Raw genomic sequence first — 25681 nt, forward strand, 5'->3', positions numbered from 1 at the left:
TATGATTACAGTTGTTATACCATTATATAACAAAGCACATACTATAACTCGAACTTTGGATACAGTTTTGAATCAAACATATAAAGAGTTTGAAGTTGTTATTATAAATGATGGTAGTACAGATGATGGTGTTTCCGTTATTCAAAATTTTACAACCGATTCTAGGGTAAAAATTATAAATCAGTCCAATCAAGGCGTAAGTGTTGCTCGCAATGAGGGTGTTCGTCATGCTAAATACGAGTATATTGCTTTTTTGGATGGTGATGATGAATGGCTTCCCAATTATTTATCTAAAATGCACGAGGCTATTCAAAAATTTCCCAATGCTGGCTTGTTTTGTTCTGCAGGAAAAGTAAGATCTGGAGGTAAGGAATATTTAAGACAAGCCGATAAATACAAACACTTAATTGTAGAAATAGATTTTTTTGAAAATCCCCATGTGTTTTTACATACAAGTGCCACTGTTGTGGCAAAAGATTTATTTAAAGAATCCGGGGGGTTTCCTGCAGGCATGAAAAGAAACGAAGATTATGCTTTGTTTTTCAAATTAGCACTCAAAGCTAAGGTAATATATTCTGGCTTTACTTTGAGTATTTATGTGGGAGATGTAGAAGGACAGGCTACCACCATCTCCTTTAATGTGGTTAAACATGATGTAATAAAAAGATTTAATACCGTTCATGACACTTGGCTAAAATTAGAAGAAAAGAATTTAAATTATAAAATTTTTACCAAGTATGAACTTAGGCATTTTTTCTTGGCAAATTTAAAAGCCAAGAATTATAACAATATCTTATTCTTTAAAGAAAATATACAGCCTAATTTATGTAAAATGTTTTCTTCAGGTGAATGGTTCTTATTTATAAATCGATTTTTCAGAAAATTTGCCATTGCTTTCGTTTATGTTACAAAAATAAGATGGCGATTACGGGGTTATCCAAGATTAAACTATTAATTAACTTAACACTTATCTAAGTGAAAGCAGTACTAAAACTTTTTAGAAGAGCAATTAAAACTTTAAATGAAGAACAATTTAAAGAAGGTAGAAACTGGTGGTTGTTTTCTAATAAAACTTATGCTAATCAGCTAATATATGATGCTTTAAAGTCAAATGAGCCATGTATGATTGCTAGATACGGTTCAACCGAAATGGTTAATATTATAAATTATATAGGCGTTAAACAAAACAATAGGAATATTAAGGATTTCATAACTGGTAAAAGCTTAAAGTGGTGGTGGGAACCGTCTGTTATGAAACAATTACAGTCTTGGAGTGGGTTTTTTCCGCCAACCCAAAAGAATATAGAAACCTTTTGTGATTTAATGTTAAAGGATACTCAACAAGTTGATATTTTGGGATCATGGCTACACGAGGAGCGTCATTTAGCTGAAGGTTTAGTCAATGCTAAACGTATTGTTTTAGAGGATTTAGAACCCTTTTTCTGCACCAATCCTTGGACTAAAGCCCTTGAAGGTAAAAAGGTATTAGTCGTTCATCCATTTGCAGATACAATACAAAAACAGTACAAGAAACGAGACTTATTATTTGATAATAACCTACTCCCTGAATTCGACCTTAAGACCATTAAAGCAGTACAAAGTGTTGCTGGTGCAGAAACAGAGTTTAAGGATTGGTTTGAGGCTTTAGAGTATATGAAACAACAAATAGATGCTTCAGATTATGATATTTGTATTATTGGATGTGGTGCTTATGGTTTTCCATTAGCTGCGCATGTTAAACGTAGTGGAAAAAAAGCGATTCACATGGCAGGAGCCACACAATTATTATTTGGTATTATAGGCAAAAGATGGGAAGACTACATAGTTTGGCCATATATAAATTTATTTAATGAGCACTGGGTACGTCCTGGGGAAAACGAAAAACCTAAAAATGCCAATGTTGTTGAAGGAGCATGCTATTGGTAAATACATATTATGACACTAAAAGAAAAGTTAGCACGTATTGTATGGTTTCCGTTAGGTTTATTTGGAGGGCTTTTAGAAGTCGCCAATAACAAGGCTAGAGACATACAAAACAGAAGACGGTTTCCAAATGCAAAAATTTCAAAAGGTTGTACCTTTTCTAATGATGTAAGTATAGGCGATTATACCAGTATACACGACAATACCACAATAAATCATAGTAAAATAGGGTTTTGTTCGTACACAAATTTTGACTGTATCATACAAAATGCTGAAATTGGTAATTATTGCTCTATTGCGCACGGGGTTAGAATAGGATTAGGCAGCCACCCTACACATTTATTTTCTACAGCACGTATGTTTTATAAACCACATACTTATTTTAATGCTCCAATAATTGAACAAAGTGAAGATTACGCAGAGTACGAAACGATTATTGTAGGTAGTGACGTATGGATAGGAGCCGAAGCGATTATAATGGATGGGGTAACTGTTGGGCATGGTGCTATAATTGCAGCTGGTGCAGTAGTTACCAAAGACGTAGCACCGTACGCTATAGTAGGTGGTGTACCTGCTAAAATTATTAAGTATAGGTTTAATGAGAAGCAGCGCGAAGCAATGCTAAAAACGCAATGGTGGACAAAACAACCTCATGAGGTTAAGAAGATGGATACAATTTTTAAAGGAATAATTAATAGTAATTAAATAAATAATGCAGCATATTTTAAGTTTAGTATACAAAGGTCTGCGAAAGTTATTTTATATAGGGAAGTATTTTTGTGATGGTTGTATCTGCAGGGTTTTATTTTACTTGAATAAGGTTAAGTATCAAAGTATGAGTACTAAAGGCGTTCCAAAAATAATGGTCGCTAGAGGTGGGGTCATGGAGATTGGTAGAGGTTTTAGAATGAACAATACAATGATATCAAATCCTATAGGTTGTACACAGCCATGTATGTTTTTTGTAGACAAAGGTGCAAAATTAATCATTGGAGAAAATACTAATATGAGTCAGACAGCTTTAGTTTGTCATACATCAATTAATATTGGTAATCATGTAAAGATTGGAGGTGGTGTTTGTATATATGATACTGATTTTCATAGTCTTGATAAAGCAAAACGAATATCTATGGATGATGATATTAAATATAAGAAAGTAAGTCCAGTTCGTATTGGAGATTATGTGTTTATAGGGGCATATTCAATTATACTTAAAGGAGTTACAATTGGAGAGAATTCTATAATAGGAGCTGGTTCTTTGGTAACTAAAAATATACCTGCAAATGAAATTTGGGCGGGTAATCCAGCAAAAAAGATAAAAACAATAAATTCTTATCCGCAATAATCAAAACAAACAAACTTAAATAACACAAAAAACGTTTTGTAACAACATAGAAAAAATGTAGACCCAATAGCTGCTAGGTGTAGAAAATAAGCAATGTTAAATAATTAGTTTTATCTCTTGGTAAAACGACAATAAAATATTACCCATTATTACTTAATGATAAAAGCTATTAGTAAGCAAAGATGTTATATGATTACAAATAAACTAAATAAACATATTGTATTTCTTTTATTTATAGTTATTGTAAAAACTATTTCGCCTTGGTCTATTATTAACTTAGGTGGAATAAGTAGTTTTTGGGCTATTAATAGTATTGTTCTATTTTATATTTTCAGTATCAAAAAGAGATTTTATGACACGACAAACAAGCGTTTTGATACTATAATTTTTGTCTTTTTAATTTGGAATATTAGTGCGATGGTAAGAGGCTGTTTTGTGGCAGAAAATTACTGGGAATGGAAAAACTTAATAACCATGAGTTTTGTTTTCTTGTTACCATTGACGATCTATTTTAGTACGCACAGGGAAATGGTACAAAGTATTTTTAATATGTATATGAAGTATATGTTGCCAGCCTTCTTTTTGTTTATTTTAGTCATGAATGAAGTCGCGTACGGCGTGTATTTAATTCCCGTTAGCTTTATGTTACTTTTTTTACCCTTGTTATCTCAAAAATGGAAAATAGTAATGCTAGCTTTTACAATGATAGTGATATTATCAAGTATTGAAGCTCGTAGTAATGTTATAAAATTTGTAATAGCATTAGGCTTTGGGATGTTGTATTATTTGAGACCATTTGTAAATGAAAAGATTTTGAGAATTACACGGCTTTTTTTGTTGGGACTTCCCTTTGTGTTATTTACGTTAGCTGTTTCGGGGACTTTTAATATATTTAATATAAGTGAATATACCGAAGGAGAGTATACAACGAATAATACACTTGGTGATGAAGAAGACTTAACTGCAGATACACGTACTGAATTATACGTAGAAGTTATAGGCTCGGCAATAAAAAATGAATATGTTTGGTTTGGTAGGACATATGCTCGTGGTAATGATTCTGTACTATTTGGAGAAAAGATTGAAGCATTAACAGGGACAGGAAAATTTGAAAGGTATAGTAATGAAGTTTCCCTTCTAAATATTTTTACTTGGACAGGTTTGATAGGTGTCATATTATATTTCATTATTTTTATTAGAGCCTCTTATTTAGCTCTGTATAAATCTAAAAGTTGGTTTATGAAAATAATAGCGGTATATGTTTGTTTTCGATGGACTTATGCTTGGGTAGAGGATTTTAGTCGTTTCGACCTTTCCTATATTTGTCTATGGATTTTAATTGGTATGTGCTATTCGTTATCCTTTAGAAGTATGACTGATGGTGAATTTAAATATTGGGTGTGTGGAATATTTGACATTCGTTATAGAAAAGCCACTTTAAAGAAAGTGCGAGCGATTAAACAATCATAAATTATGAGTAAAATTGCAGTATTACTTACCTGTTTTAACAGAGTAAATAAAACCTTGTCATGCTTAGAAAACTTATTTACTTCCATTCCTGATAATACTAGTCTAGAAGTCTATTTGGTAGATGATGGCTCTACAGATGGTACGGGAGCTAGTGTTCGCGAGCAATTCCCACGAGTAAATGTTATTCAAGGGACAGGCAGTTTGTATTGGAACGGAGGTATGCATCTTGCCTGGAAAACAGCATCAAAACACGATAAGTATGATTACTATATACTATTAAATGATGATACGTTTTTATATCCAGATGCACTACAAGAGATGTTAGAAAGTGCTTTAGAAGAAGATAATAATGTTGTAGTTTGCGGAGCCTTCAAAAGTGAAAAAACAGGAGCGTTTACCTATGGCGGGCAAACGAAAAAAGGTCATCCCATAATACCTAATGGTACCATACAAGAATGTCACAACATTAATGGTAACTGCTTGCTCGTACCAAAAAAAGTATATGATCTCGTAGGTAATCTCGACCCTATTTTTCCACATGCTATTGGCGATTTTGATTATGGCCATCGTGCTCTAGCAAAAGGATTTAAGCTTATAACAACAAAACGATATTTAGGTTCTTGCGAGAGTAACGATTATTTACCAAAATGGTGTTACAGTCATGTGCCTTTTAAAGAAAGGCTTAAAGCATTATACTCGCCTTTAGGTAATAGCCATCCAAAGTACTATTTTATTTATACTAAAAGACATTTCGGTTTAGGTTTAGCTTTAAAACACTTACTCTCTATACATTTAAGACTTTTGATACCCAACTTATGGAAACAGTAGATAATTTTATATTTCAGATAGATAACCCAGAAGTTAAAGCGATTTACACCAATGCTAAGAACTATAAAGTAAAATTGCATGAAGGCGATAAAGTCCAGAAAGACCTTTGTGCTATCTATTTTAGCAGTAACGAATTATATTATCCAAATACTAGCAAGGCGTTTCAAAATAGTATTTTAGTAAAAGATAAGTTTGAATGGCAACGTAATTTTTTTGACAATGCTCATAAACATATTTTTATACGCGATGTGCAAAAACAGTGGTATGTAGAAGGGATAAGCGCCACCCACAATTCTCCAGATAAATTGCTAAAATTACTTAAGGAATTAACACAAGGTTACAAGATATTTACACTTGGAAGTTCCGCTGGTGGTTATGCCGCAATGCTTTATGGAGGGTTGTTAAAAGCAGATCGTGTTTACGCGTTTAATGCGCAGTTAAATTTAAATGTAGTTGTGCAAAGTTCTAATGCAATTACAAACCCATTGTTGTTTAAATACAAAGATTCTGAGCGTGCTAAATTTTTTAAGATAGATAATTTCATAACTTCAGAGACTGACTATTTCTATTTTCAATCAAGTAAATCTTTAATTGATATTAAACAATACGAAAATTTCCATAAAAAAGAAGATATTTTAAGGGTTGTATTTAAAACATCTAATCACGGTTTTCCTTTTTTGAGACACAATTTAAAACATGTTTTAAGTTTGGATAAAACAAAATTAATTACACTTTCAAAAAAGCAATACCATCCAGTTGTATTTGCTGCAAGTGTTGATGGGTGGTTTAAAACCATTCACACGGTTACTACAGCTGTGTTAAAACGTTTTAAAAAGAAGTTGATAGAAAAAAAAGCTAAATTCTAAAAAATATAATAGCACTAGGTATATTGCAAAAATTACTAATTACCTAATTATACTTTTATTGTAGTAGGAAAACAGGGTATTTTAAATGGGGTTTAATAAACATAATAATATAATTAAAAACTGAATAAAGCTAGATAGAACACTGTGTTTTGAAAATAAAAATAGTGCTATTTAGTTGTTATATGTTTTTAACCTCATAATTACATTCAATGAGGTTTAGCTAAAGGGAATCATTTTATGTGGGTTCTAGTCATTATTTCAATCGTCATGATAAAGACTTGTAATAAAATCTTAAAAACGATGCCTAATATTTACAAAAGAAAAGTTACTAGCAATTAAGCGACTAACGTTTTTTATAGAAAAAAGATAGAGTATAGACAAATTAGTCATATAGGTCTCAAATGTTCATAATTTTGTCAAATACGCAGACTTTTTTAAAAAATAAAACTTATTTGGGAAAAGCTCTATTAGATTTAATTTCAGTTTAAATCAACTATATGGACGCCAAAAGTGGTCAATACATTTAGTTTTTTACAAAGAAATTAAAATAGTACTCTCAAAGCTTTAACAAAAATATTATGAGTTTAAAAAAATTAAAATTTAGACGACAGTTTATATTGTCTCCAGAGTCCTCATCAAAATTAGAAGGTTGGTTTCATGAACAACTAGGACAGCACGAACTTTATGTCCACCCAGATTGTTTTACTACTATTGTAAAACATAATGAAAAAAAAGGAGTGCTTTTAGGGCATGTATTAGATCCTAGAAATGCTAAGTTGACATCAACTGATATTTTAGAAAAATTGGTAACCCAAAACGATGAAGAGGGTATTGCAGAAGTTTTATATGGACTTACAGGGAGGTTTGTTTTAATTATTGAGGAAGAAAATGAGTTTACTTTTTTTAATGACGCCTGTGGATTAAAAACGTTTTTCTATAAAACCATTAAAGATAAACTCTGTTTTGCTTCTCAACCTCTATTGATTAATCACGTTTTCCCAGGAACCATAGTTAAAGGAGAACGCTTTAATAGCTTCCATAATTCAGAATACCTTAAAAAAAGTAAAGAAAGCTGGTATCCAAGCGGTACTTCACTATATGACGGAGTAAATCAATTAGCACCAAACCATTACCTAAAAACTAATGAATTAAAGCAAACACGCTATTGGCCAAATAAGATTCATAAAATCGAGGATTTTGAGAGTGCTTTTGAAAAATTTTCTACATTGTTAAAACAGACTTTGGAAGTTGGTAGTGAAAAATATAATCTAGCTCTTGGTCTTACTGGGGGATTTGATAGCCGAATTATTTTGAGTGCATGTAAGACAGTTAAAGCTAAAATGATATTTTATACTTTAAAGTATAGAACGCTAGATAAAAATAATAGTGATATTTGGATACCACTTAAACTCAAAGATACGTTAGGAATTGATCATAAGGTAATGAATTGTAAAATGTCTACCGATGATGAATTTAAGGATATTTACTTAAGTAACTCAGATATGGCTCATCTTGATGATTGGGGGTACATTGCATATGGTATTTCAAAAAATTTACCAGAAGGTACAATGGCTATTAAAGGAAGTTGCTCTGAGACCGGACGGTGTTATTTTTATAAAAATGGGAAACATCCAAAAATAAATTCTAGTAAAGATATCTTAGCTTATAACCCAAACTGGAAAGGTATTTCGTTTATTGAAAATAGAATTGAAGAATGGTATGATAACATTAAAAGACCAGAAAATAATAAAGGCTATAATATTTTAGATTTATTCCACTGGGAAGTGAGTACGGGGAGCTGGCAAACGCAAAACCAATTAGAGTGGGATATGGTGCATGATACATTTACACCATTTAACAACCGTGAGTTATTAGATACAATGCTTCGAATTGTCCCTAAGTACCGTTCACAACCCAAAAACTATTTATTGTATCAAAAAACTATGGCTAAATTATGGCCCGAAGTACTTACAGAACCAATTAATCCAAAGTCTTTTAAGGAGCAAATAAAAGTTACTGTTAAATCATTTCTGGTAAAACTGGGTTATGAAAAATACAATCACTAAACATAAAACTTTTTCATACCTGATAATACTATGAATTTAGCGCCTATTGCACTTTTTACATACAAAAAATTAGCACCTCTTAAAGCTACTGTGGAAGCATTGAAGAATAATAATTTGGCAGAAAAATCTGAAATAATAATATTTTCCGATGGTCCTAAAAAAGAGACTGATGCTGCGCAAATTGAAGCAGTAAGAGCTTACATAAAGACGATAACTGGTTTTAAAAAAATAACCTGTATTTTTTCTAAAAAAAATAAAGGGCTAGCGAAATCAATTTTAGAAGGTGTTACTCAAATTTTGAAAGAAAATGAAACTGTTATTGTTTTGGAAGATGACCTAAAAACCAGTGCTAACTTTTTAGATTTCATGAATAAAAGTCTTGATTTTTATAAAGACAATGACAAAATAATATCAATTTCTGGATATACACCTCCAATTAAAGTACCAAAACAATATGTTTATGATAATTACTTTACACAGAGAGCAAGTTCATGGGGTTGGGCAACCTATAGAACTCAGTGGGAAAAAGTAGATTGGGACGTTAGTGATTACTCAAATTTTAAAAATAATACTAATGCCAAAAGGAGGTTTAATAGAATGGGGTCTGATATGTCATTTATGCTATCTAAGCAAATGAAAAATACTATTGATTCTTGGGCTATAAGATGGTGTTACCACCAATTTAAAAATGATCTCTACTCAGTATTTCCTATTATCTCAAAAATAGAAAATATTGGTTTTACCCAAGGTGCTACACATACTAAAGGAAATTTTGAAATGTTACGTTTCGCTACTCCTTTAGATGCAACAAATACTACTAGATTTAATTTTTTAGATAAAGTAGTGCTTAATAATACTTTTATAAAACAGTTTAAAATACCATATAGCATAAAAACCAGAATAGTTTATAAACTCAAAGGTTTTTTTTATTAATAATTATGATACTGCTTCCTCAGTATTTTTAAATTTATTTCATGGCATCTAAAATTCTATTCATCTTGCATATTCCACCTCCAATCAACGGAGCAGCTTTAGTAGGAAAGTATATTCAAGATAGTGAAATAATAAATACTAGATTTGAAACGAAATATGTTAATTTAACAGCGTCTTTTAGTTTAGAGAAAATAGGAAAAGGGGGCATTGGTAAGTTCAAACACATTTTCAGCATTATAAGAAATGTTTTTAGGAAATTAAAAAATAGTAAGTACGATTTATGTTATATGACATTGACGGCCAAAGGTCCTGGTTTTTACAAAGATTTTCTTATAATCCTTTTAGTAAAGCTTTTTAAAGTTAATATTGTTTACCATTTCCATAATAAAGGGGTAGCGTTAAGTAGCAAAAAATGGTATAATGCGATTTTGTATAAATATGCTTTTAATAATACAAAATGTATTTTACTTGCTCCTTCTCTTTATAAAGATATAGAAAGATACGTTTCTGCAGAAAATGTATATTTCTGCCCCAATGGAATCCCAGAATACTCAACTTTTAATACATTTAAGGAATTAGAAAAAATAGAGACCTTAGAACCCTGTAAATTTTTGTTTTTATCAAATATGCTGAGACAAAAAGGTGTTTTAGAATTATTAAAAGCATGTTATATCTTACACAAGCAGCGTCTAAAATTTGAATGTCATTTTATAGGTGCTTGGGCGGATATACAAGAAGAGGAGTTTAATAGTGCTATTGAAAAATATAAATTACAGCATGTAGTAACTTTTCATGGCAAACAATATGGACAGGATAAAGTATCTTTTTTTGAGAAATCCGATGTATTTGTGTTTCCTACTTTTTATCATAATGAATGTTTTCCTTTAGTTCTTTTAGAAGCTATGCAATTTGGGCTTCCAATTATTACTACAGATGAAGGTGCAATTGGAGAAATAGTGCAAAATAATAAAACGGGGATTATAGTAAAACAACAGGATGTGGATTCTCTCGCAGAAGCGATGTTGAAAATGTTGAAAGAGCCGGATATTAGAAAAGAATATGGAGCAAGGGGAAAGAAACGTTTCGAAGAAAACTTTACGCTTTCAATGTTTGAGAAAAAAATGGAAGCAATTTTAATTAAAGCTTTAAACAAATAAGTCGTTAGTTAGTATAAAACATATGTAATATGCATAAACTCTCCAAAGTTTTCTGTTTAGGTTATGAAGTGTTCACGGATACCCTAGACAAACTTCCGAAAGGTAAAAAAATGGTAGTGAATACAATTAATCAGTATTCCTATTGTATTGCTGAAAAAGATAAGCAGTTTAAAAAATCTTTACGTGATTCAGATATATTATTACCTGATGGCGTAGGAATTGTTGTGGCTGTAAAGTGGCTATTAGGTAAAAAAATTAAAAAAATTGCTGGAGCCGATATACATGAATTCTTATTACACCGTTTAAATAAAGATCATGGTTCTTGTTTTTATATGGGGGCATCAAAAACAACATTACAAAAGATAGAATCACGAATAGCTAAGGACTATCCCAATATTAAGGTTGGTAGTTACTCTCCACCGTTTAAAAAAGAGTTTTCTAAAGAAGAAAACGCTACTATTGTAAATGAAGTTAATACGTTTAAGCCAGACGTTTTATTTGTAGGAATGACAGCTCCTAAGCAAGAAAAATGGAGTTTGATGCATAAATACGACTTAAACGTAAAAGGACCTATCTGTGCTATTGGAGCTGTTTTTGATTTTTATGCAGGGACAGTATCAAGACCAAGTAAATTTTGGCAAAAACTTGGTTTAGAATGGTTTGGTAGACTTATAAAAGAACCTAAACGCATGTGGAAGCGTTATATCTATTTTGGTTTAATTTTTGGAGGGTATCTTATCAAGGCCAAGGTAAAACCCAATTATACTTCTTAACCAACTTAAATGTTTTTCAATAAACAACTTCACAAATCAAAGCCTAAAATAAATCGATAATATAAACGCTAACATTTCTATCTTTGCGGAGGCATAAGAAAAAGTTCAAGTAGTTTTTAGTATACATCAAATAGAAACTTACTAAGGCGTTAGAAACATAAAAAATTTATCCCTAAAACGAATACCGACAATGGCAAAAGAAAAATATAAATATCTACCTGTTGCAGAGGATAGTAACGAAATTAACTTACGAGAGATTCTAGATAAATACAAACGTTTTTGGCCATGGTTTTTAATAATTACAACCATTTTTTTGTCACTAGCAGTATTTTACATTAAAAAAGCACCTAACCAGTATACCAGTATTGCAAGTATAATAATAAACGATGAGAAAGGTAATGGTACTTCCAGAACAACTAATGGCTTTGATGTAGATTTATTGTCTGGAGGATTAAGCTCAAATAGTATGGCTAACGAGATGGGTTTACTAAGGTCTAAACGCTTAATGTTAAATACTGTGAAGGCCTTAGATTTAAATATACAATACTTTAATGATGAAGATCTAGTGCCTAGACCTTTATATTATAATAGCCCGATTAAGGTAGAAATATTGCGGTTAGATGAAGAAAAATTAAAGCGAGCCATTAATAATGAAAATAATACCTTTAAGGTTAAGTATTTAGGAGAAAATGGTTTACAGTTACTAAATGAAACAGAGGAAACAATACTAAAAACAGATTTTAATAGTCACATACAATTAAGTTTTGTAGATTTTGTGATTAAAAGTAATATAATTGATACATCATATACTGCCAACTGGAAAGAGGTAACCATTAAATTTTTATCAGCAAGAAGCGTCGCAGCGGCATACAAGAAAAAGCTGGAGGTGGAATTAATTGATGATAAGGCCACTCTAATTACCCTAAAATTAACTGACGGTGTAGCAAAAAGGTCAGAAGACATTTTAAACCAATTAATATTCGAGTACAATAGAGAGGCTATTGAGGATAAAAATTTAATAGCTAAAAGTACTGCGGATTTTATCGATGAGCGCCTAAGTATAATTAATAGTGAATTAGATTCTGTGGAGTCTGGTAAAGAATCTTTCAAAGAATTAAATAGACTTACAGATATTGGAACAGAATCCAGTATTATGATTCAAAATATAAGCGAATATAACAAGGAACAGCAGCAGGTAGCTACGCAATTGGAGGTTACAAGTTCTATGTTAAATTATATAGAATCTGGAAGTAACGACTTATTGCCAGCAAATCTAGGTTTAGAATCTGAAACTAATGCATTTGTAACTAATTATAATGATCTAATTTTAAAAAGAGATAAACTTCTCTCAGGCTCTACCAATAAAAACCCTTTGGTGGTCAGTCTTAACGAACAAATAGACCAACTAAAAAGTAATGTAAAACAAAGTTTGCTTAATCAGCGACAAAATTTAATCATTCAAAGGGAAAGTTTACGTAAAAGAACGGGATCTATTGGATCCCAAATAGCTAGAATGCCAGGCCAAGAACGTCAGGTTAGGGGTATTGAAAGGCAGCAGTCTATAAAAGAGGCGCTGTATCTATTTTTATTGCAAAAGCGTGAGGAAAACACTTTGGAACTTTCTGTCACAGGGCCTAAAGCTAAAATTGTAGACAGCGCTTCAAGTTCTGGAGGTAGTATAAGCCCAAGCCCTAAAATCATTTTAGGTTCTGCGGTAATATTGGGCTTGTTATTACCATTTTTAGTAATTCGCAGTAGAGAGCTACTAAATAATAAAATAAAATCTAGAGAGGATTTAGAAAAGCTAACCAAAAACCTTACCATATTGGGAGAGCTACCTCTTTTAAGAAAAAAAGAAGATGAACTCATAAAAAAAGACGACCGCTCTGTATTGGCAGAGTCTTTCAGAATTTTAGCAGCAAATCTTCAGTTTTTAATTTCATCACGTAAGAAAAGTGATAAAGGAGTATCTATTTTTGTGACTTCAACAATTAAAGGAGAAGGGAAAACGTTTATAGCCACTAATATGGCTATTACTCTAGCATTGTCTGGTAAAAAAGTTGTTTTAGTTGGTGCAGACCTACGTAATCCGCAATTACAGCGCTATCAAAAAAAACTTCATAAAGCTCTAGGAGTCAGTGATTATTTGGTAAATAGAGAACATAAATTGAGCTCTTATATACAAAAAACAGAAATTCATGAGAATTTGGCAGTATTGCCATCTGGTACTATTCCTCCAAATCCAGCGGAATTACTTCACTCTGATAGATTAGGTAATCTGTTTTCTGAATTAAAGCAAGATTATGATTATATAGTAGTTGATACAGCTCCAGCATTACTTGTTGCAGATACGTTTTTAATTAATATGTATGCCGATTTAACCCTATACGTAACTAAAGCAGATTTTACAGAAAAGAAACTAATGGAGTTTAGCAAGGATGCTGTACAAAAAGGGAAATTAAAAAATATATCTTTTGTTTTGAATGGTGTAGCTCCAAGACACTTAGGTTATGGTAGTAAATACGGGTATGTTTATGGTAAATAGAAAACTTTAAACACATACTTCATCTAAGCTGTTATGGTTTTATTGAAAACAAAATAAAATATAGTTTTAATAGTATTTTAATTTTATCTAGGTAAAATACATTGAGCTTACTAAAGCTACTATGCGCAATTACGCTAATGATATTTACTAAATATCATTAAGTTTTGATTCTTGCGTTTCATTTGTCAGATGGATTTGCAAAACTCTTAAATTTTTGTTACCATTTTTAAAATATATAATCTTTTCAGATCGACCTATCTTAGCTTAAAAAACCAAACTAATTATATTTCAATACTTTTTATCTCATATTATATGTTATTTTAGTTTGTTTGAATTTTAGTAATTATACTTTAAATAGTTAATTATTATAATTTAATCCAATATTCTTTCTTTTATGTAAACTATAATACATAAACAAAAATTTAAAGTTAAGAGTTTACTTATCTACAAATCTTATTCTACAATTAATACTAATAAGCAGAAACCCAAAAAATGAAACATAAATTATTTTAATATTAGGTATAGTATTATTTAAAAATGCGAAATGTCTATTGTTTATAATTTTTATACATATTACATATGAAAGAAAAACTAGTGTCTCATTCCAAACATATTATAAATTATGCAAACAGTTTTTATTACAATTATTCCCATAATAAACTTGCTAAAAGTGCGCTCAAAACTATAGAGTCTATAAAAGGAAAAACAGATCCAAAGTTGATTGAGATGTCTAACACATATGCAGAAGATGTATTAGGTTGGCTCGGATATGCACCTTGGCTACGAGCTCATAGTGCTATGATTGGGGAATTTAAAGAAGGGTGGATACCAGAAAATTATTTTGGAACTGTAGTTGTACCTAAACTACAAGGTGAAATTGGTAGAACCTCTTTTTTAAAACCCCTGTCCAAAAAACTTTTTAATTCCAATATGTTTCCAGATATAGGGTATTTTGTTAACGGTTCTTTTTTTACCGAAAACTACGAATATATTACAGATAGAAATAGCATTTTGTATTTATTTAAGGATACTGAAAAAGTTGTATTCAAGCTCAATAATTCTGCCCAAGGTATAGGGGTTCTGGTATTTGATAAAAAGAATTATGACTATCATAAGATAAAAGCATTGGGAGATGGCGTTTTTCAAAAATATATCGAGCAACATTCCTTTTTTAATAAAATTATGCCAAATTCTGTAGCAACGATTCGTGTGCTTACGGTATTATCAAAAGAAGGAGATGCCTCGCTAAGAGCTGCATATCTTAGAGTGGGTAGAAACAAAGATTCTCATGTAAAATCTAGTTCACAAATTTCTATTCCAATTAATTTAAAGACAGGAATGTTAAATACTTTAGGGCATTCCAAATCATGGTACACCATGGATGCACATCCAGATTCAGGTTTTATCTTTAAAAATGAAGTAATTCCTAACTTTAATAACATCATTAAAACGGCACTTGAGTTGCAAAAAGCTATGTCCTTAGTAAAATGTATTGGTTGGGATATGGTTATAGACAAGGATAACAACATACAGATTATGGAATGGAATGGATTTCATACGGGTATTGGTTTTGCTGAATTTACGCAAGGTCCGTGTTTTAAAGATTTAGGTTGGGAAAAACTATGGAAATAGAATTCATATTTGATTTTTTTACTTAATGAGAAAGAAAATTTTATTAAAAACAAACCATCCTTAATAGTTTAAAATATTCCTTAAATATTGATACCTTTTCTACATTAATTATTTATATTTCAATGGCATATTTCTCCAAAAATTAATCTAGATATGTACCTCTAATATTTCTATACTTAAAAACAAAGATAAATTGTGTCAATTTCACAAATTTTGCCATAAATTTTAAAGGATAATACAGTATTTTGCTGTGTTCTTATAGTCTGCCTGCAAATTTCTCAAAAATATGATTTGAATACGTTTTTTTGATAAATAGTTTAAATATTTATTGGAAATGCGAAGTCAAAATTAGTACTTTACGGCCTATAGTTTTTTCAAAAAAACAGGTTATCAAAAGAATCTTCTATCATATACTAATTAAAGACTACTAAAGTTGCATTTTTACACTTTATCGATATTTACATTTTTCTGCACAAGTATTTCATCGAATAAACATGTCTTTTCAGCGATTTTTTTATATATTTCTGTAATTTCATTCCCTCAAAACTTAACCTATGGAATTTAATTACATCTCAAATTTTTTTAAACATATTTCTATTTATTTTATTTTTTTATTTTTTTTGCTGTCATGCAATAACGAAGAAGAAACACTGTTTGAGTCTAACGATACAGTAGATGAAAACACTAATGTCTTAGGTGAAGACATTGGTGAAAATATAATTGTTGATGACGTATTTATTGTATCATCAGGTAGTGTTAAAGAGTTGGATGTTTTAAGTAACGATGATTTGTCTGAGTTTACAAATGTTGTTATTACCTCAATATCACAACCAGTATATGGAGAGATCAATAGTACAGGTAATAATTCGTTTGAATATATTGCGCCAGATATTTCATCAGAAATTATAGATAATTTTACATATAGCGTTGAAGCTACCAAATCAGATGGAGGTAAAATATCATTAGATGGTGAGGTAAATGTAGAAGTAGTCCATCAAAATTATTTAATTACGCTTGAAGCGAAAGAAGAGTTAAAAGTGAGATTTGAAAATGGATATATACTGAGATCCGGGTTTTCTGATGATATTACTAAGGTAAAAGAATTTACATCTCGTTTTTTATCAAACCCAAGTGAATACCGACCTAAGTTTGGAGAGTCAGGAAGTTTACCTCCTAGGGGGCAATACCTGCACACTTCTGCCGTATATGCCTACGTAATGGATGATGTAAACCTTGCAAATGCGATTGCCAATGAAATAGTTGAAACGGTTAAAACTAATCCATTAAATACGGCTTTTTGGAATAACTCAAATGTGGTAAGATGGGATACAGAGTATGCGCTTTGGATTCAAACTTCAAAAATAAAAAAAACATTAGATTCTTACTATTTCGTTAAATATCTACAAACAACATTAACTAATCAGGAAATATCTACTATCGAGTCTTGGTTTAATAGGTTTGCAGATTTAGCCTACAGAGCACTTAAAGACAGATTAGACAGTTATTTGGGTAATAATTGGCATATTAATGGAGAGAGTAAATTTATTTATAATGATCTCTATCCTGTAAGTCAAGCAAGTACACCCAACCCTGTTCAAGATGCTGAAGGAAAAGATTTAGTTGAGTTTACAATGTCTTGGGCACAAGACATATATAATAATAGGCAATGGGATTGTGTTGCTTACATTCACTCTATGGCTGTTAAAAATAATGATATAGAAAGAGAAAATTGGGCGAGACAGTTTGTTAAATCTTTTTTAAAATATGCTGTTTTTGCAGATGGCACTATGGCAGAGCTATGGAGAAATAAGGATGATGACCCAACTCGAGGTGTATTTTACAGTTATGTAAGCTTAGGTGCGGTAATTCAAATAGCTCATGCTGATGCAATGGCAAATCATTTTCCTGGAGACAAACTTTACGATTATAAGACAAAAGAGGGAATAGTTAACGGCTCAACTAATTTAACTGATTCTGGATATGTGGGGGGAAGTACCACGGATGGTGTAACTGAAAAAAGCTTATATACTGTGCTAAAAGCACAATCAAATTACTTGAGAAGTAGCGCCAACGGAGGATGGAACGATTTAAGATTTTTCAGAAAGAGTAATAATACTGTAGTACCGCTTTCAACAGTTGGTAAAAGACAGCCGAGTACAATACCTGCAATTGCTAATTTATATTATAAAGATAATGATCTTAGTGATTTTTACATGTATAATACCGCTGTTGGATACCCAGCCAAACAAATAATTAATGAAGGTTATATAGCAAGTATGTGGGAAGCAAATGAGGATATGGGATCATGGGGTAATTTAATTTTTGGATCTATCTGGTATGAACAAGAAAACAACTTTTTTAATTAGATAAGAAAATATAACGTAATAAAAATATTTTGACATATGAAAGAGGTTGATTTAAAGTAAATCAACCTCTTTTTCTTAAGTTAAATTTATACAAATAATAGAAATAATTTTTATTATTACACGGTAAAATTTTAAAGCTATACTCTTTATGAAATGTTGTATTTGTGTAGAATAGTAGCCGGTTATCGCGCTACGTTTGGGACGCGGGGTCGCAGGTTTGAATCTTACCACCTCGACAACATTATGATAAGTAATTTAGAACACTGTTAGTAGAATACTGGCGGTGTTTTTTTATTAAAGTATACTATTGAAGTACATGTTTTTAGACTACTTCCTTTTACTCTGTCTGTAATGTCTTGGTGATTTACCCATAAAGTTTTTGAAAATTCTAGAGAAATATAAAGGATCGTCAAATCCGGTTTTGTAGCTTACTTCTTTAATACTCATATCTGTATAGTTTAGATATTCGCATGCTTTTTGTATCTTTTTAAGATTAAAAAAAACCATTACAGGGTAACCAGTTTCTTTTTTAAACTTCGTATGTAAATATGACTTAGAATAATTAAATTTATTTGCAATCTCAATTAAAGTAAAATTTTCCCCAAGATTAGATAACAAAAAACTCTTTATTTGGTCAACCAATGTGTCTCTTTGGTTAGTTTCGGCTCTAGAATTGGCATTGTGGTAAACAAAAGAGCTAATAAAACCAAGGCTTAATAGATTTGCATACTCTATTTGTTTCTCTAAATAATTTCTTTCAAACAAATCAAATATTTTATTGAATAGATTGATTTTATCAGTTGAAAATAAAACATCCTTATAGTTATTATAGTTGGTTGTTTTGTATCTTTCATATAATTCAGGTGCCATTGAACCATTAAAATGAAACCAATAAATACTCCAAGGATCAGAAGCATCTGCTCTGTATTCATGCTGAACTTTTTTTGGGATTATAAAAAGTTGATTTGGAGCTATTTCTGTTTTAGTATTATTTATAATTATTTCCCCTTTGCCTTTAGTACAGTAGATAAAAATGAATTCTTTAGCTCCTTTTTTTCTTAAACGATAGTGGTTGTGAGCTACTGGGTAATAACCTAAATCTGTTATATAAAATTTTTTTGTAATAGCATTGTTCTTTATAATATTGATAACTGCCTCTGGTAAAGCAATCATTTTTTGACCTAAGAACCCTTCCTTTACAAATGTATTGTCCATTTTATATATTTTTAATTTGCCTTTATCTGCTAATTTATTTGCTTAGTTAGATCTATTATTTTAATACAACAAACAATTGTAAGCTTAAAAGTGGCTTACTCTTTTTGTCTAAAAAAACAGTATTGAAACGTTGAACAATACTACAAGAATCTGTAAAATGAATTAATAGCTAATTACTAATTGGTTTAAACAAGTGCAAGTTAAGTGTTTTTATCCATATTTAGGATTTTTTTGTCTATCACTTATAGGTTTAACGCATTGTACCTTTGTGTTAACGTAAAAAAATATATTAAAATTTTACGAAAAATGATAAAAAATACGTCAAGTATTGTTAATTATATTTTTTATGCAAATAAACAAACCTATTATGTATATGTCTGTTTTTTTATTAAAAATGTCTATGTTCAAAAATTATAAAATAATCAACTAAATAAAAAATGATGAAAACAACTAAATTAAAATTGCTAGGAGCTATTAGTCTAATATTCGCATTGATATTGATAGCTAGTTGTGATAATGATGATTCTGTTAGTGTAGATTCCATACCAGAATTTCAATCTTTAATCCAGGAAATTTCATCTCTGCCAGGAGAGGAATTTCTTTTTGAGGGTATAATTACAGACCCTGCAGGGATTAAAACAGTAAACTTTAAATATGAATCATGGTTTCTTGATAAAACAATTGTAAAGGATTCTTTGCCTGAAACATATATTATATCTTATAAATTTAAGGTTCCTGATGATGCTGAGGATTTCAGCGTACATACCATACCAGTTACGATTACTAACGCTGGAGATGTAGAAACAACTCGAGACGTAATTATAACTTTAGATAAGGATATTTCTGCACCGACAATTACTATTAATAGTCCTGTAGATGGGGCTACAGTATTAATTGGAGCTGGAAATGAGATACAATTGAATATTGATTTAGCTGATAGAGAGTTGGCTGAATTAGCAATAGAGAGTGATATTTTAAATGAAACAATCCCAGTTTCTGGAGCCTCTTTTAATTATAGTAATGATTTGGATGTTGCTAATCCTGGTAATTATACATTAACTATAACTGCAACGGATGCTACTGGAAATGAGGCAACAGCTACTGTATCAGTAAGCGTAGTAACAGATTTACAGTTCGGTGCAATGTTTTTAACAGATGAAACAAATGATGCGGCATTGGGTCAGGATATTTTTGGAATACCTTTTACTACTGAGGGAAGTCAGGCATCTGGTGAGGATGGGTATGTTTTTACAGGGAGATATTATTCGTCTACTGCAAATTCTGAAGTTAGGTTTATTCCTCAAGCTGGATCATTTGAACCATTTGCTTTTGGAGCTAACCCTAACACGCCAGGACAATTGGTGTTAGGGCAAGATGCTAATGTAGCACCTATAGTAATTCCTAATGTAGGATATTATGAAATTACTATGGATGTTAGAGATTTAAGTTATACAATAACGCCGTATACACCAACCGATACAGCTTTTGATCAAGTTTACATTTTAGGTAGAGGTATTTATATTGACGCTACAACTTCTACATGTACAAATAATAATGATGGTAGTACACAATGTTGGCATTTTAATTCGGGAAAACCGTTTACTCAAGATTCAAATAATAGTTATTTATGGACTATAGATGTGACTTTACAAGACCAACCTAATGATAACGGAGCAAATGGTTTTATATTAAATGCGAATACCTCTGGCTGGGCACCGTTTTGGAGAGTAGATGTTAATGGAGGAGACCCTTCTAAAACCATCCCAGGCGGTGGTAATAATTACGTGTTTGACGATAGTGTATTGGATAAAGATTACACCTTTATATTTGACTCTCACTTAAACAGAATTATAGCTAAAGACAGGTAAAGTATATTCTGTTTATTTATATCCAACTAAATAAAGAACAAAAACAAATCAATTAAAAAATAAATTAAATGAAACAACTAGTTTTAAGTTTAATAGGTGTGCTGTGCTTAAGTTTTACCGCAATCTCCCAAAATACAGTTTCTGGGACGATTACAGATGAACAAGGACAGCCAATACCAGGGGTAAATATCCTTGAAAAAAATACGAATAATGGTTTTGCTTCCGATTTTGATGGAAACTATACTATGATCGTTGCTGATAATGTTACTTTAGTATTTAGTTATTTAGGTTATAAAACACAAGAAATTCCAGTAAATAATAGAAGCGTTATTAACGTAACAATGGCAGTAGATAATGCACAACTTGAAGAAGTAGTAGTAATAGGGTATGGAGCTGTAAAAAGAGATAAAATAGCAACATCTATATCTACAGTTAAAGGTGAGGCTATAGCACAGCAGGTTGCAAGTAACCCAGCTGAAGCATTACAAGGTAGGGCAGCGGGTGTACAGGTTTTGTCTTCAGGGGGATCTCCCGGTGCTTCTCCACAAATTATTATTCGGGGTATTACCACATTCAATGGTACTCAAGCACCTTTAATTGTAATAGATAATATATTACAGCCAGATGGTACATCTTTAAATGCTGTAAATGCGCAGGATATAGAAAATATTCAAATTTTAAAAGATGCTGCGGCTTCTGCAATTTATGGGTCAAGAGCTTCTAATGGCGTAGTTTTGATTACTACCAAACGTGGTAAATCTGGTAAGGCCATCGTAAATGTCGATTTGAATTATGGAGTTCAAAACTGGGATAAAATTCAGGCAGCTGATGCACAAGAATATATTGAGATAATTAATACCCGAAGAGCAAATGATGGTACAGTACAATTATACAACCCAAGTGATTTTGGTACAGGTACTGACTGGTGGGATGAAGTAGTTGTAGATTATGCTCCAGTGACTAATGCTAATGTGAGAGCTTCTGGAGGAAGTGATAATGTTAAATATTCAGGAAGTCTTAGTTTTTTCGATCAACAATCAAATTATGATAAGGGTTGGTATCAAAGGGTAACAGGGCGTTTCAATGTGGATTTTAAAATTTCCGATAAAATCAGTGTTAGACAAGATCTCAGTCCTAGGGTAGAGCGCTGGGAAAATACTCCAGGTTTATTGTTTAATTCTTTACGTATAGATCCTCTAACTCCTGTATTTATTCCTCAAAGTGAACGAGAAGGGAGAAATGAGTTTAGTATATATGGATTGTCACAAAATTTGGTTCCTAATCCAGTAGCCGCTATAGCAAGACAGTTTAATGAAAACGATTTTTTTGGTTTTTTCTCCAATACACAATTCGATTATAAAATTACTCCTAGTTTGACACTTACTTCTCAAGTTGGTTTAAACTATTCTTCATTTACTTTTCAAAGCTTTAATCCAGAGTATTTTATTGGACCTAATAGGCAAAGAGAGATAAATAATATAAGTAAAGGTGTAAATCAAAGTTTTGATTTTGTGTTAAATAACACCATTACTTGGGATAAAACGTTGTTAGATAAGCACTATTTTAATGTTTTGGTTGGTTTCTTATATGATTCTGAGAATTTTAGTAATCTAAATGGTTTTAGAGATGGTGTACCTAGTAATACCAACGAAAATTTAAGAGAATTAAATGCTGCTAATGGCGAGACTGTTAGAACAGGAGGTAACAGAGGTACAACAAATATATTATCTGGAGTCTTTAGAACGATTTATAGTTATGATGATAGATACTTTTTTAATGGTTCTGTTCGTGTTGATCAATCGTCAAAATTTCCTCGTAAAGGTAGAACAGGTATTTTTTCCAGTGTCTCTTTTGCTTGGGATGTTGATTCTGAGCAATTTTTTAATAGTGAAACTATAAATAATTTACGTTTAAAAGTAGGTGTAGGAGAGATCGGTAACGAAGGTGTTAATATTAACTCCCAATTTTTTAGTGTAGGTAATGATAACTTTGTACTTGGAGGTCAAGCCGTGGTATCTAACTTTTTAAGCAGATTTGGTAATCCAGATTTAAGATGGGAAACGCTTAGGGATAAGAACTTTGGTGTGGAGTTAGGCTTCTTTAATAACGCTTTAACCTTGTCAGCTGAATATTATGAAAGAATATCAGAAAATTTATTATTCAGTGTAGAACTACCTAATTTTACAGGTGTACCTGGTGTAGTAGCTCAAAATGTAGGAAGTTTTGAGTCTAAAGGTGTTGATATAGCTTTAGGTTACAATAAGCAATGGGATGATTTTAAATTAGGGGTAAACTTCAATATTTCTACTAATGAGAGTAGAGCTACAGAATTGGCTCCAGGTAACGATGTATTATTGGGTCAGCGAAGACCTACCTTAGGAAATAGGTTTGTGAAAATTACGGAATTAGGTCAGACTGTAGGGCTGTTTCAAGGGTATCAAACTGCCGGAATATTTCAAAATCAAACAGAGTTAAACTCACATACATCCGAAGATGGAACTATTATTCAACAAAACGCTCAAATAGGTGATTTGCGTTTTGTAGATCAAAATAATGATGGAGTATTAGACGATGAAGACTTAGTAACTATAGGTAATCCTTTTCCAGATTTCTATGGTGGTCTTGGTATTAATATGAACTACAAGAAGTTTGATCTATCAATGCAATGGTATGGTACTTATGGTAATGATATATATAACGGAAATACTGAATATAATCGTGCAGGTACTCAAAATTTAAATGTGCTAGCAGGTACTATAAATGAAGTTTGGTCGCCAACAAATACTGGAGCTAGATTTCCGAGACTTACTGAGCTGGATAGAAATGGTAATTACCAAAATCCTTCTGATTTGTTTATCGAAGATGGTTCTTATCTAAGATTACGTAATATACAACTGGGGTATAATTTTGGTATCAAAGGGATACAGAAGTGTAGGCTTTATGTCGCTGGACAAAACTTGTTAACTTTTACGGATTATTCAGGTTTCGATCCAGAGGTAGCTTCTGGAGGACTTATAAATGGTTATGGGGTAGATTTTGCTAGAAACCCTGTGTCTAAAACATATATACTAGGACTAAATTTAACATTATAAAATTATGAAAAAGACTGTTTTATTTTTAATTATGGTTGTAGCTCTAAGTGCTGTAAGCTGTAACAAAGAAGAAATTTTAGATCAACCACTGCGAGGGCAAGAAACCTTAGATGATTTCTTTTCTACTGCGGAAAATGCAGAATTATTTGTTAACGGTATTTACAGAAAAGTAAACGGGGAAAGTTGGTTTCAAGTTAATTTTCAACGTCAAATAAATGAAATGGCAACTGATGATAACTGGGCAGGTAATACTCGTCAACCAAGACCAGATATTACTGGGATTTCTCAATACAATGTGTTTGCTGGATCAAGATATTTTGTTCTTTTTTGGGAGAGTCACTATATTGGTATAACTCGTGCAAATATTTCTTTAGATCGTATTCCTGGTGTAGATATAGATGAGGATAAAAAGGCGCGTCTTTTAGCGGAAGCAAGGTTTTTAAGAGCATTCTTCTATTTTGACTTGGTGAGAAATTATGGAGGAGTACCATTGGTTACTACTTATAATGAGATTTTAGAGCCTTCAATTAATGACAAGAAACGCTCTACAGTAGAAGAGGTATATGCCTTTGTAGAACAAGATTTATTGGATGCAATAGGTGATTTACCTCTTAAAAGTGAATATGCTGCTGCTGATTTAGGAAGAGTTACTAAAGGTGCAGCCCGATCTTTATTGGCTAAAGTGTATTTATACCAAGAAAAGTGGTCTGAGGCTCAAGCAATGGCAAAAGTAGTTATTGATTCTGGAGAATATAGCTTGGAATCAGATTTTGCTGATCTTTACAGAGTTGGTAATGCTCATGGGGTAGAATCAATATTTGCCATAGAATTTATAAACAATCCTACATTTACAGAGGTAGGAGGCCAGTTCTCTATTACAAACGGTAGCCGTGGTGATCGTGGCTGGGGATGGGGTTCTCCAACAAGCGATTTGGAAAATGCATTTTTAAGCGAAGGAGATAATATTAGGTTAAGGTCTACAATTATAAAACATGGAGAGCCTGTTTTTGGAGATCCTGATGTTACGGAATTTGATGGTAAACCTAGTGAAAATAAGTCAGGAAGAACCAATAGAAAGTACTATACACCTATTGCTGATAGACCAGAGCCGTATGCTAGAGGTCAAATACCTGGACAGTATATTCATATAAGATTAGCAGATGTTATTTTGTTTCACGCAGAGGCTGCATATTTTAATGGAGATGAAACATCTGCAAGAAACTCTTTAAAACTTGTTAGGGATAGGGTTAGTTTAAATACTAATATGTCTTTATCTGGTGCAGCTTTAAGAGACGCTATTTGGAAGGAGAGACGCTTAGAATTGGCATTAGAGCAACATAGGCTTTATGATATTAGAAGACAAAAGATTAACGGTGTACCTAGAATAGCTTCAATACTAGGTCCTAATGGTTCTTTCGTAAAGTATAATACAGAAGAAAGTACGGATCCATTTGAAACTACAAATTTACTGGAGCCACAGAATAGCGGTACTCTGTTTGATCCAGATGTACATATGTTGTGGCCTATCCCTCCTGACGAGATTCAGTTGTCTAGAGGAAATATAACTCAGAACCCTGGTTATTAATAGTTTTAGATTTTAAT

General features: G+C 31.7%; 17 protein-coding genes and 1 pseudogene. 17 read left to right on the top strand and 1 reads right to left on the bottom strand.

Annotated features, from left to right (window positions below):
- Window position 1: 1 nt before the first annotated feature.
- From EYD46_RS00835 to EYD46_RS00900, 14 genes and pseudogenes are all read left to right on the top strand, one after another.
- Window positions 2-955, top strand: a complete 954-nt coding sequence (locus tag EYD46_RS00835) for a glycosyltransferase family 2 protein (RefSeq protein ID WP_130935161.1) — start codon at window positions 2-4, stop codon at window positions 953-955.
- A gap of 20 nt (window positions 956-975) precedes the next feature.
- Window positions 976-1926, top strand: coding sequence for a hypothetical protein (locus tag EYD46_RS00840; protein WP_130935162.1), 951 nt, complete (start codon window positions 976-978; stop codon window positions 1924-1926).
- 438 nt (window positions 1927-2364) lie between these two features.
- Window positions 2365-2628 (top strand): annotated as a pseudogene (locus EYD46_RS18155) (CatB-related O-acetyltransferase); the annotation flags it as partial.
- 130 nt (window positions 2629-2758) lie between these two features.
- On the top strand, window positions 2759-3268 hold the full coding sequence (locus EYD46_RS00850; protein WP_206662879.1) for an acyltransferase: 510 nt from the start codon (window positions 2759-2761) through the stop codon (window positions 3266-3268).
- Between the two features lie 156 nt (window positions 3269-3424).
- Complete coding sequence (locus tag EYD46_RS00855) at window positions 3425-4738, top strand: hypothetical protein (protein WP_165454307.1); 1314 nt, start codon at window positions 3425-3427, stop codon at window positions 4736-4738.
- A 3-nt stretch (window positions 4739-4741) separates the two neighbouring features.
- Window positions 4742-5566, top strand: coding sequence for a glycosyltransferase family 2 protein (locus tag EYD46_RS00860; protein ID WP_130935166.1), 825 nt, complete (start codon window positions 4742-4744; stop codon window positions 5564-5566).
- Window positions 5554-6432, top strand: coding sequence for a hypothetical protein (locus EYD46_RS00865; RefSeq protein ID WP_130935167.1), 879 nt, complete (start codon window positions 5554-5556; stop codon window positions 6430-6432). The genes EYD46_RS00860 and EYD46_RS00865 overlap by 13 nt, the downstream gene beginning before the upstream one ends.
- 578 nt (window positions 6433-7010) lie before the next feature.
- Window positions 7011-8498: an asparagine synthetase B family protein gene (locus EYD46_RS00870; RefSeq protein WP_130935168.1), complete on the top strand. Its 1488-nt coding sequence runs from the start codon at window positions 7011-7013 to the stop codon at window positions 8496-8498.
- Between the two features lie 30 nt (window positions 8499-8528).
- Window positions 8529-9431, top strand: a complete 903-nt coding sequence (locus EYD46_RS00875; protein WP_130935169.1) for a glycosyltransferase — start codon at window positions 8529-8531, stop codon at window positions 9429-9431.
- Window positions 9432-9472: 41 nt separating this feature from the next.
- The gene (locus EYD46_RS00880) at window positions 9473-10588 is read left to right on the top strand and encodes a glycosyltransferase family 4 protein (RefSeq protein ID WP_130935170.1); all 1116 of its coding nucleotides are present in this window, start codon (window positions 9473-9475) and stop codon (window positions 10586-10588) included.
- A gap of 29 nt (window positions 10589-10617) precedes the next feature.
- Window positions 10618-11361, top strand: coding sequence for a WecB/TagA/CpsF family glycosyltransferase (locus EYD46_RS00885; RefSeq protein WP_130935171.1), 744 nt, complete (start codon window positions 10618-10620; stop codon window positions 11359-11361).
- A gap of 190 nt (window positions 11362-11551) precedes the next feature.
- Window positions 11552-13906, top strand: coding sequence for a GumC family protein (locus EYD46_RS00890; RefSeq protein WP_130935172.1), 2355 nt, complete (start codon window positions 11552-11554; stop codon window positions 13904-13906).
- A gap of 579 nt (window positions 13907-14485) precedes the next feature.
- The gene (locus EYD46_RS00895) at window positions 14486-15538 is read left to right on the top strand and encodes a sugar-transfer associated ATP-grasp domain-containing protein (protein ID WP_130935173.1); all 1053 of its coding nucleotides are present in this window, start codon (window positions 14486-14488) and stop codon (window positions 15536-15538) included.
- A 554-nt stretch (window positions 15539-16092) separates the two neighbouring features.
- Complete coding sequence (locus EYD46_RS00900) at window positions 16093-17904, top strand: Ig-like domain-containing protein (RefSeq protein WP_130935174.1); 1812 nt, start codon at window positions 16093-16095, stop codon at window positions 17902-17904.
- Between the two features lie 327 nt (window positions 17905-18231).
- On the opposite strand, the gene EYD46_RS00905 is transcribed toward EYD46_RS00900, so the two are convergent.
- Window positions 18232-19119, bottom strand: coding sequence for an AraC family transcriptional regulator (locus EYD46_RS00905; RefSeq protein WP_130935175.1), 888 nt, complete (start codon window positions 19117-19119; stop codon window positions 18232-18234).
- Window positions 19120-19556: 437 nt separating this feature from the next.
- Between EYD46_RS00905 and EYD46_RS00910 the strand changes: the two genes are divergently transcribed.
- The 3 genes from EYD46_RS00910 to EYD46_RS00920 all read left to right on the top strand — a co-directional run bounded on the left by EYD46_RS00910 (window position 19557) and on the right by EYD46_RS00920 (window position 25664).
- Entirely contained in the window at window positions 19557-20987 is a 1431-nt protein-coding gene (locus EYD46_RS00910; protein ID WP_130935176.1) for a hypothetical protein, read from the top strand.
- Between the two features lie 68 nt (window positions 20988-21055).
- A complete protein-coding gene (locus EYD46_RS00915; protein ID WP_130935177.1) occupies window positions 21056-24079 on the top strand; it encodes a SusC/RagA family TonB-linked outer membrane protein in 3024 nt (1007 codons plus the stop codon).
- Window positions 24080-24083: 4 nt separating this feature from the next.
- Window positions 24084-25664 carry a RagB/SusD family nutrient uptake outer membrane protein gene (locus EYD46_RS00920; protein WP_130935178.1) on the top strand — a complete coding sequence of 527 codons (1581 nt, stop codon included), beginning with the start codon at window positions 24084-24086 and terminating at the stop codon, window positions 25662-25664.
- Window positions 25665-25681 lie beyond the last annotated feature (17 nt).

The organism is Hyunsoonleella pacifica, from assembly GCF_004310335.1.
GTDB lineage: Bacteria > Bacteroidota > Bacteroidia > Flavobacteriales > Flavobacteriaceae > Jejuia > Jejuia pacifica.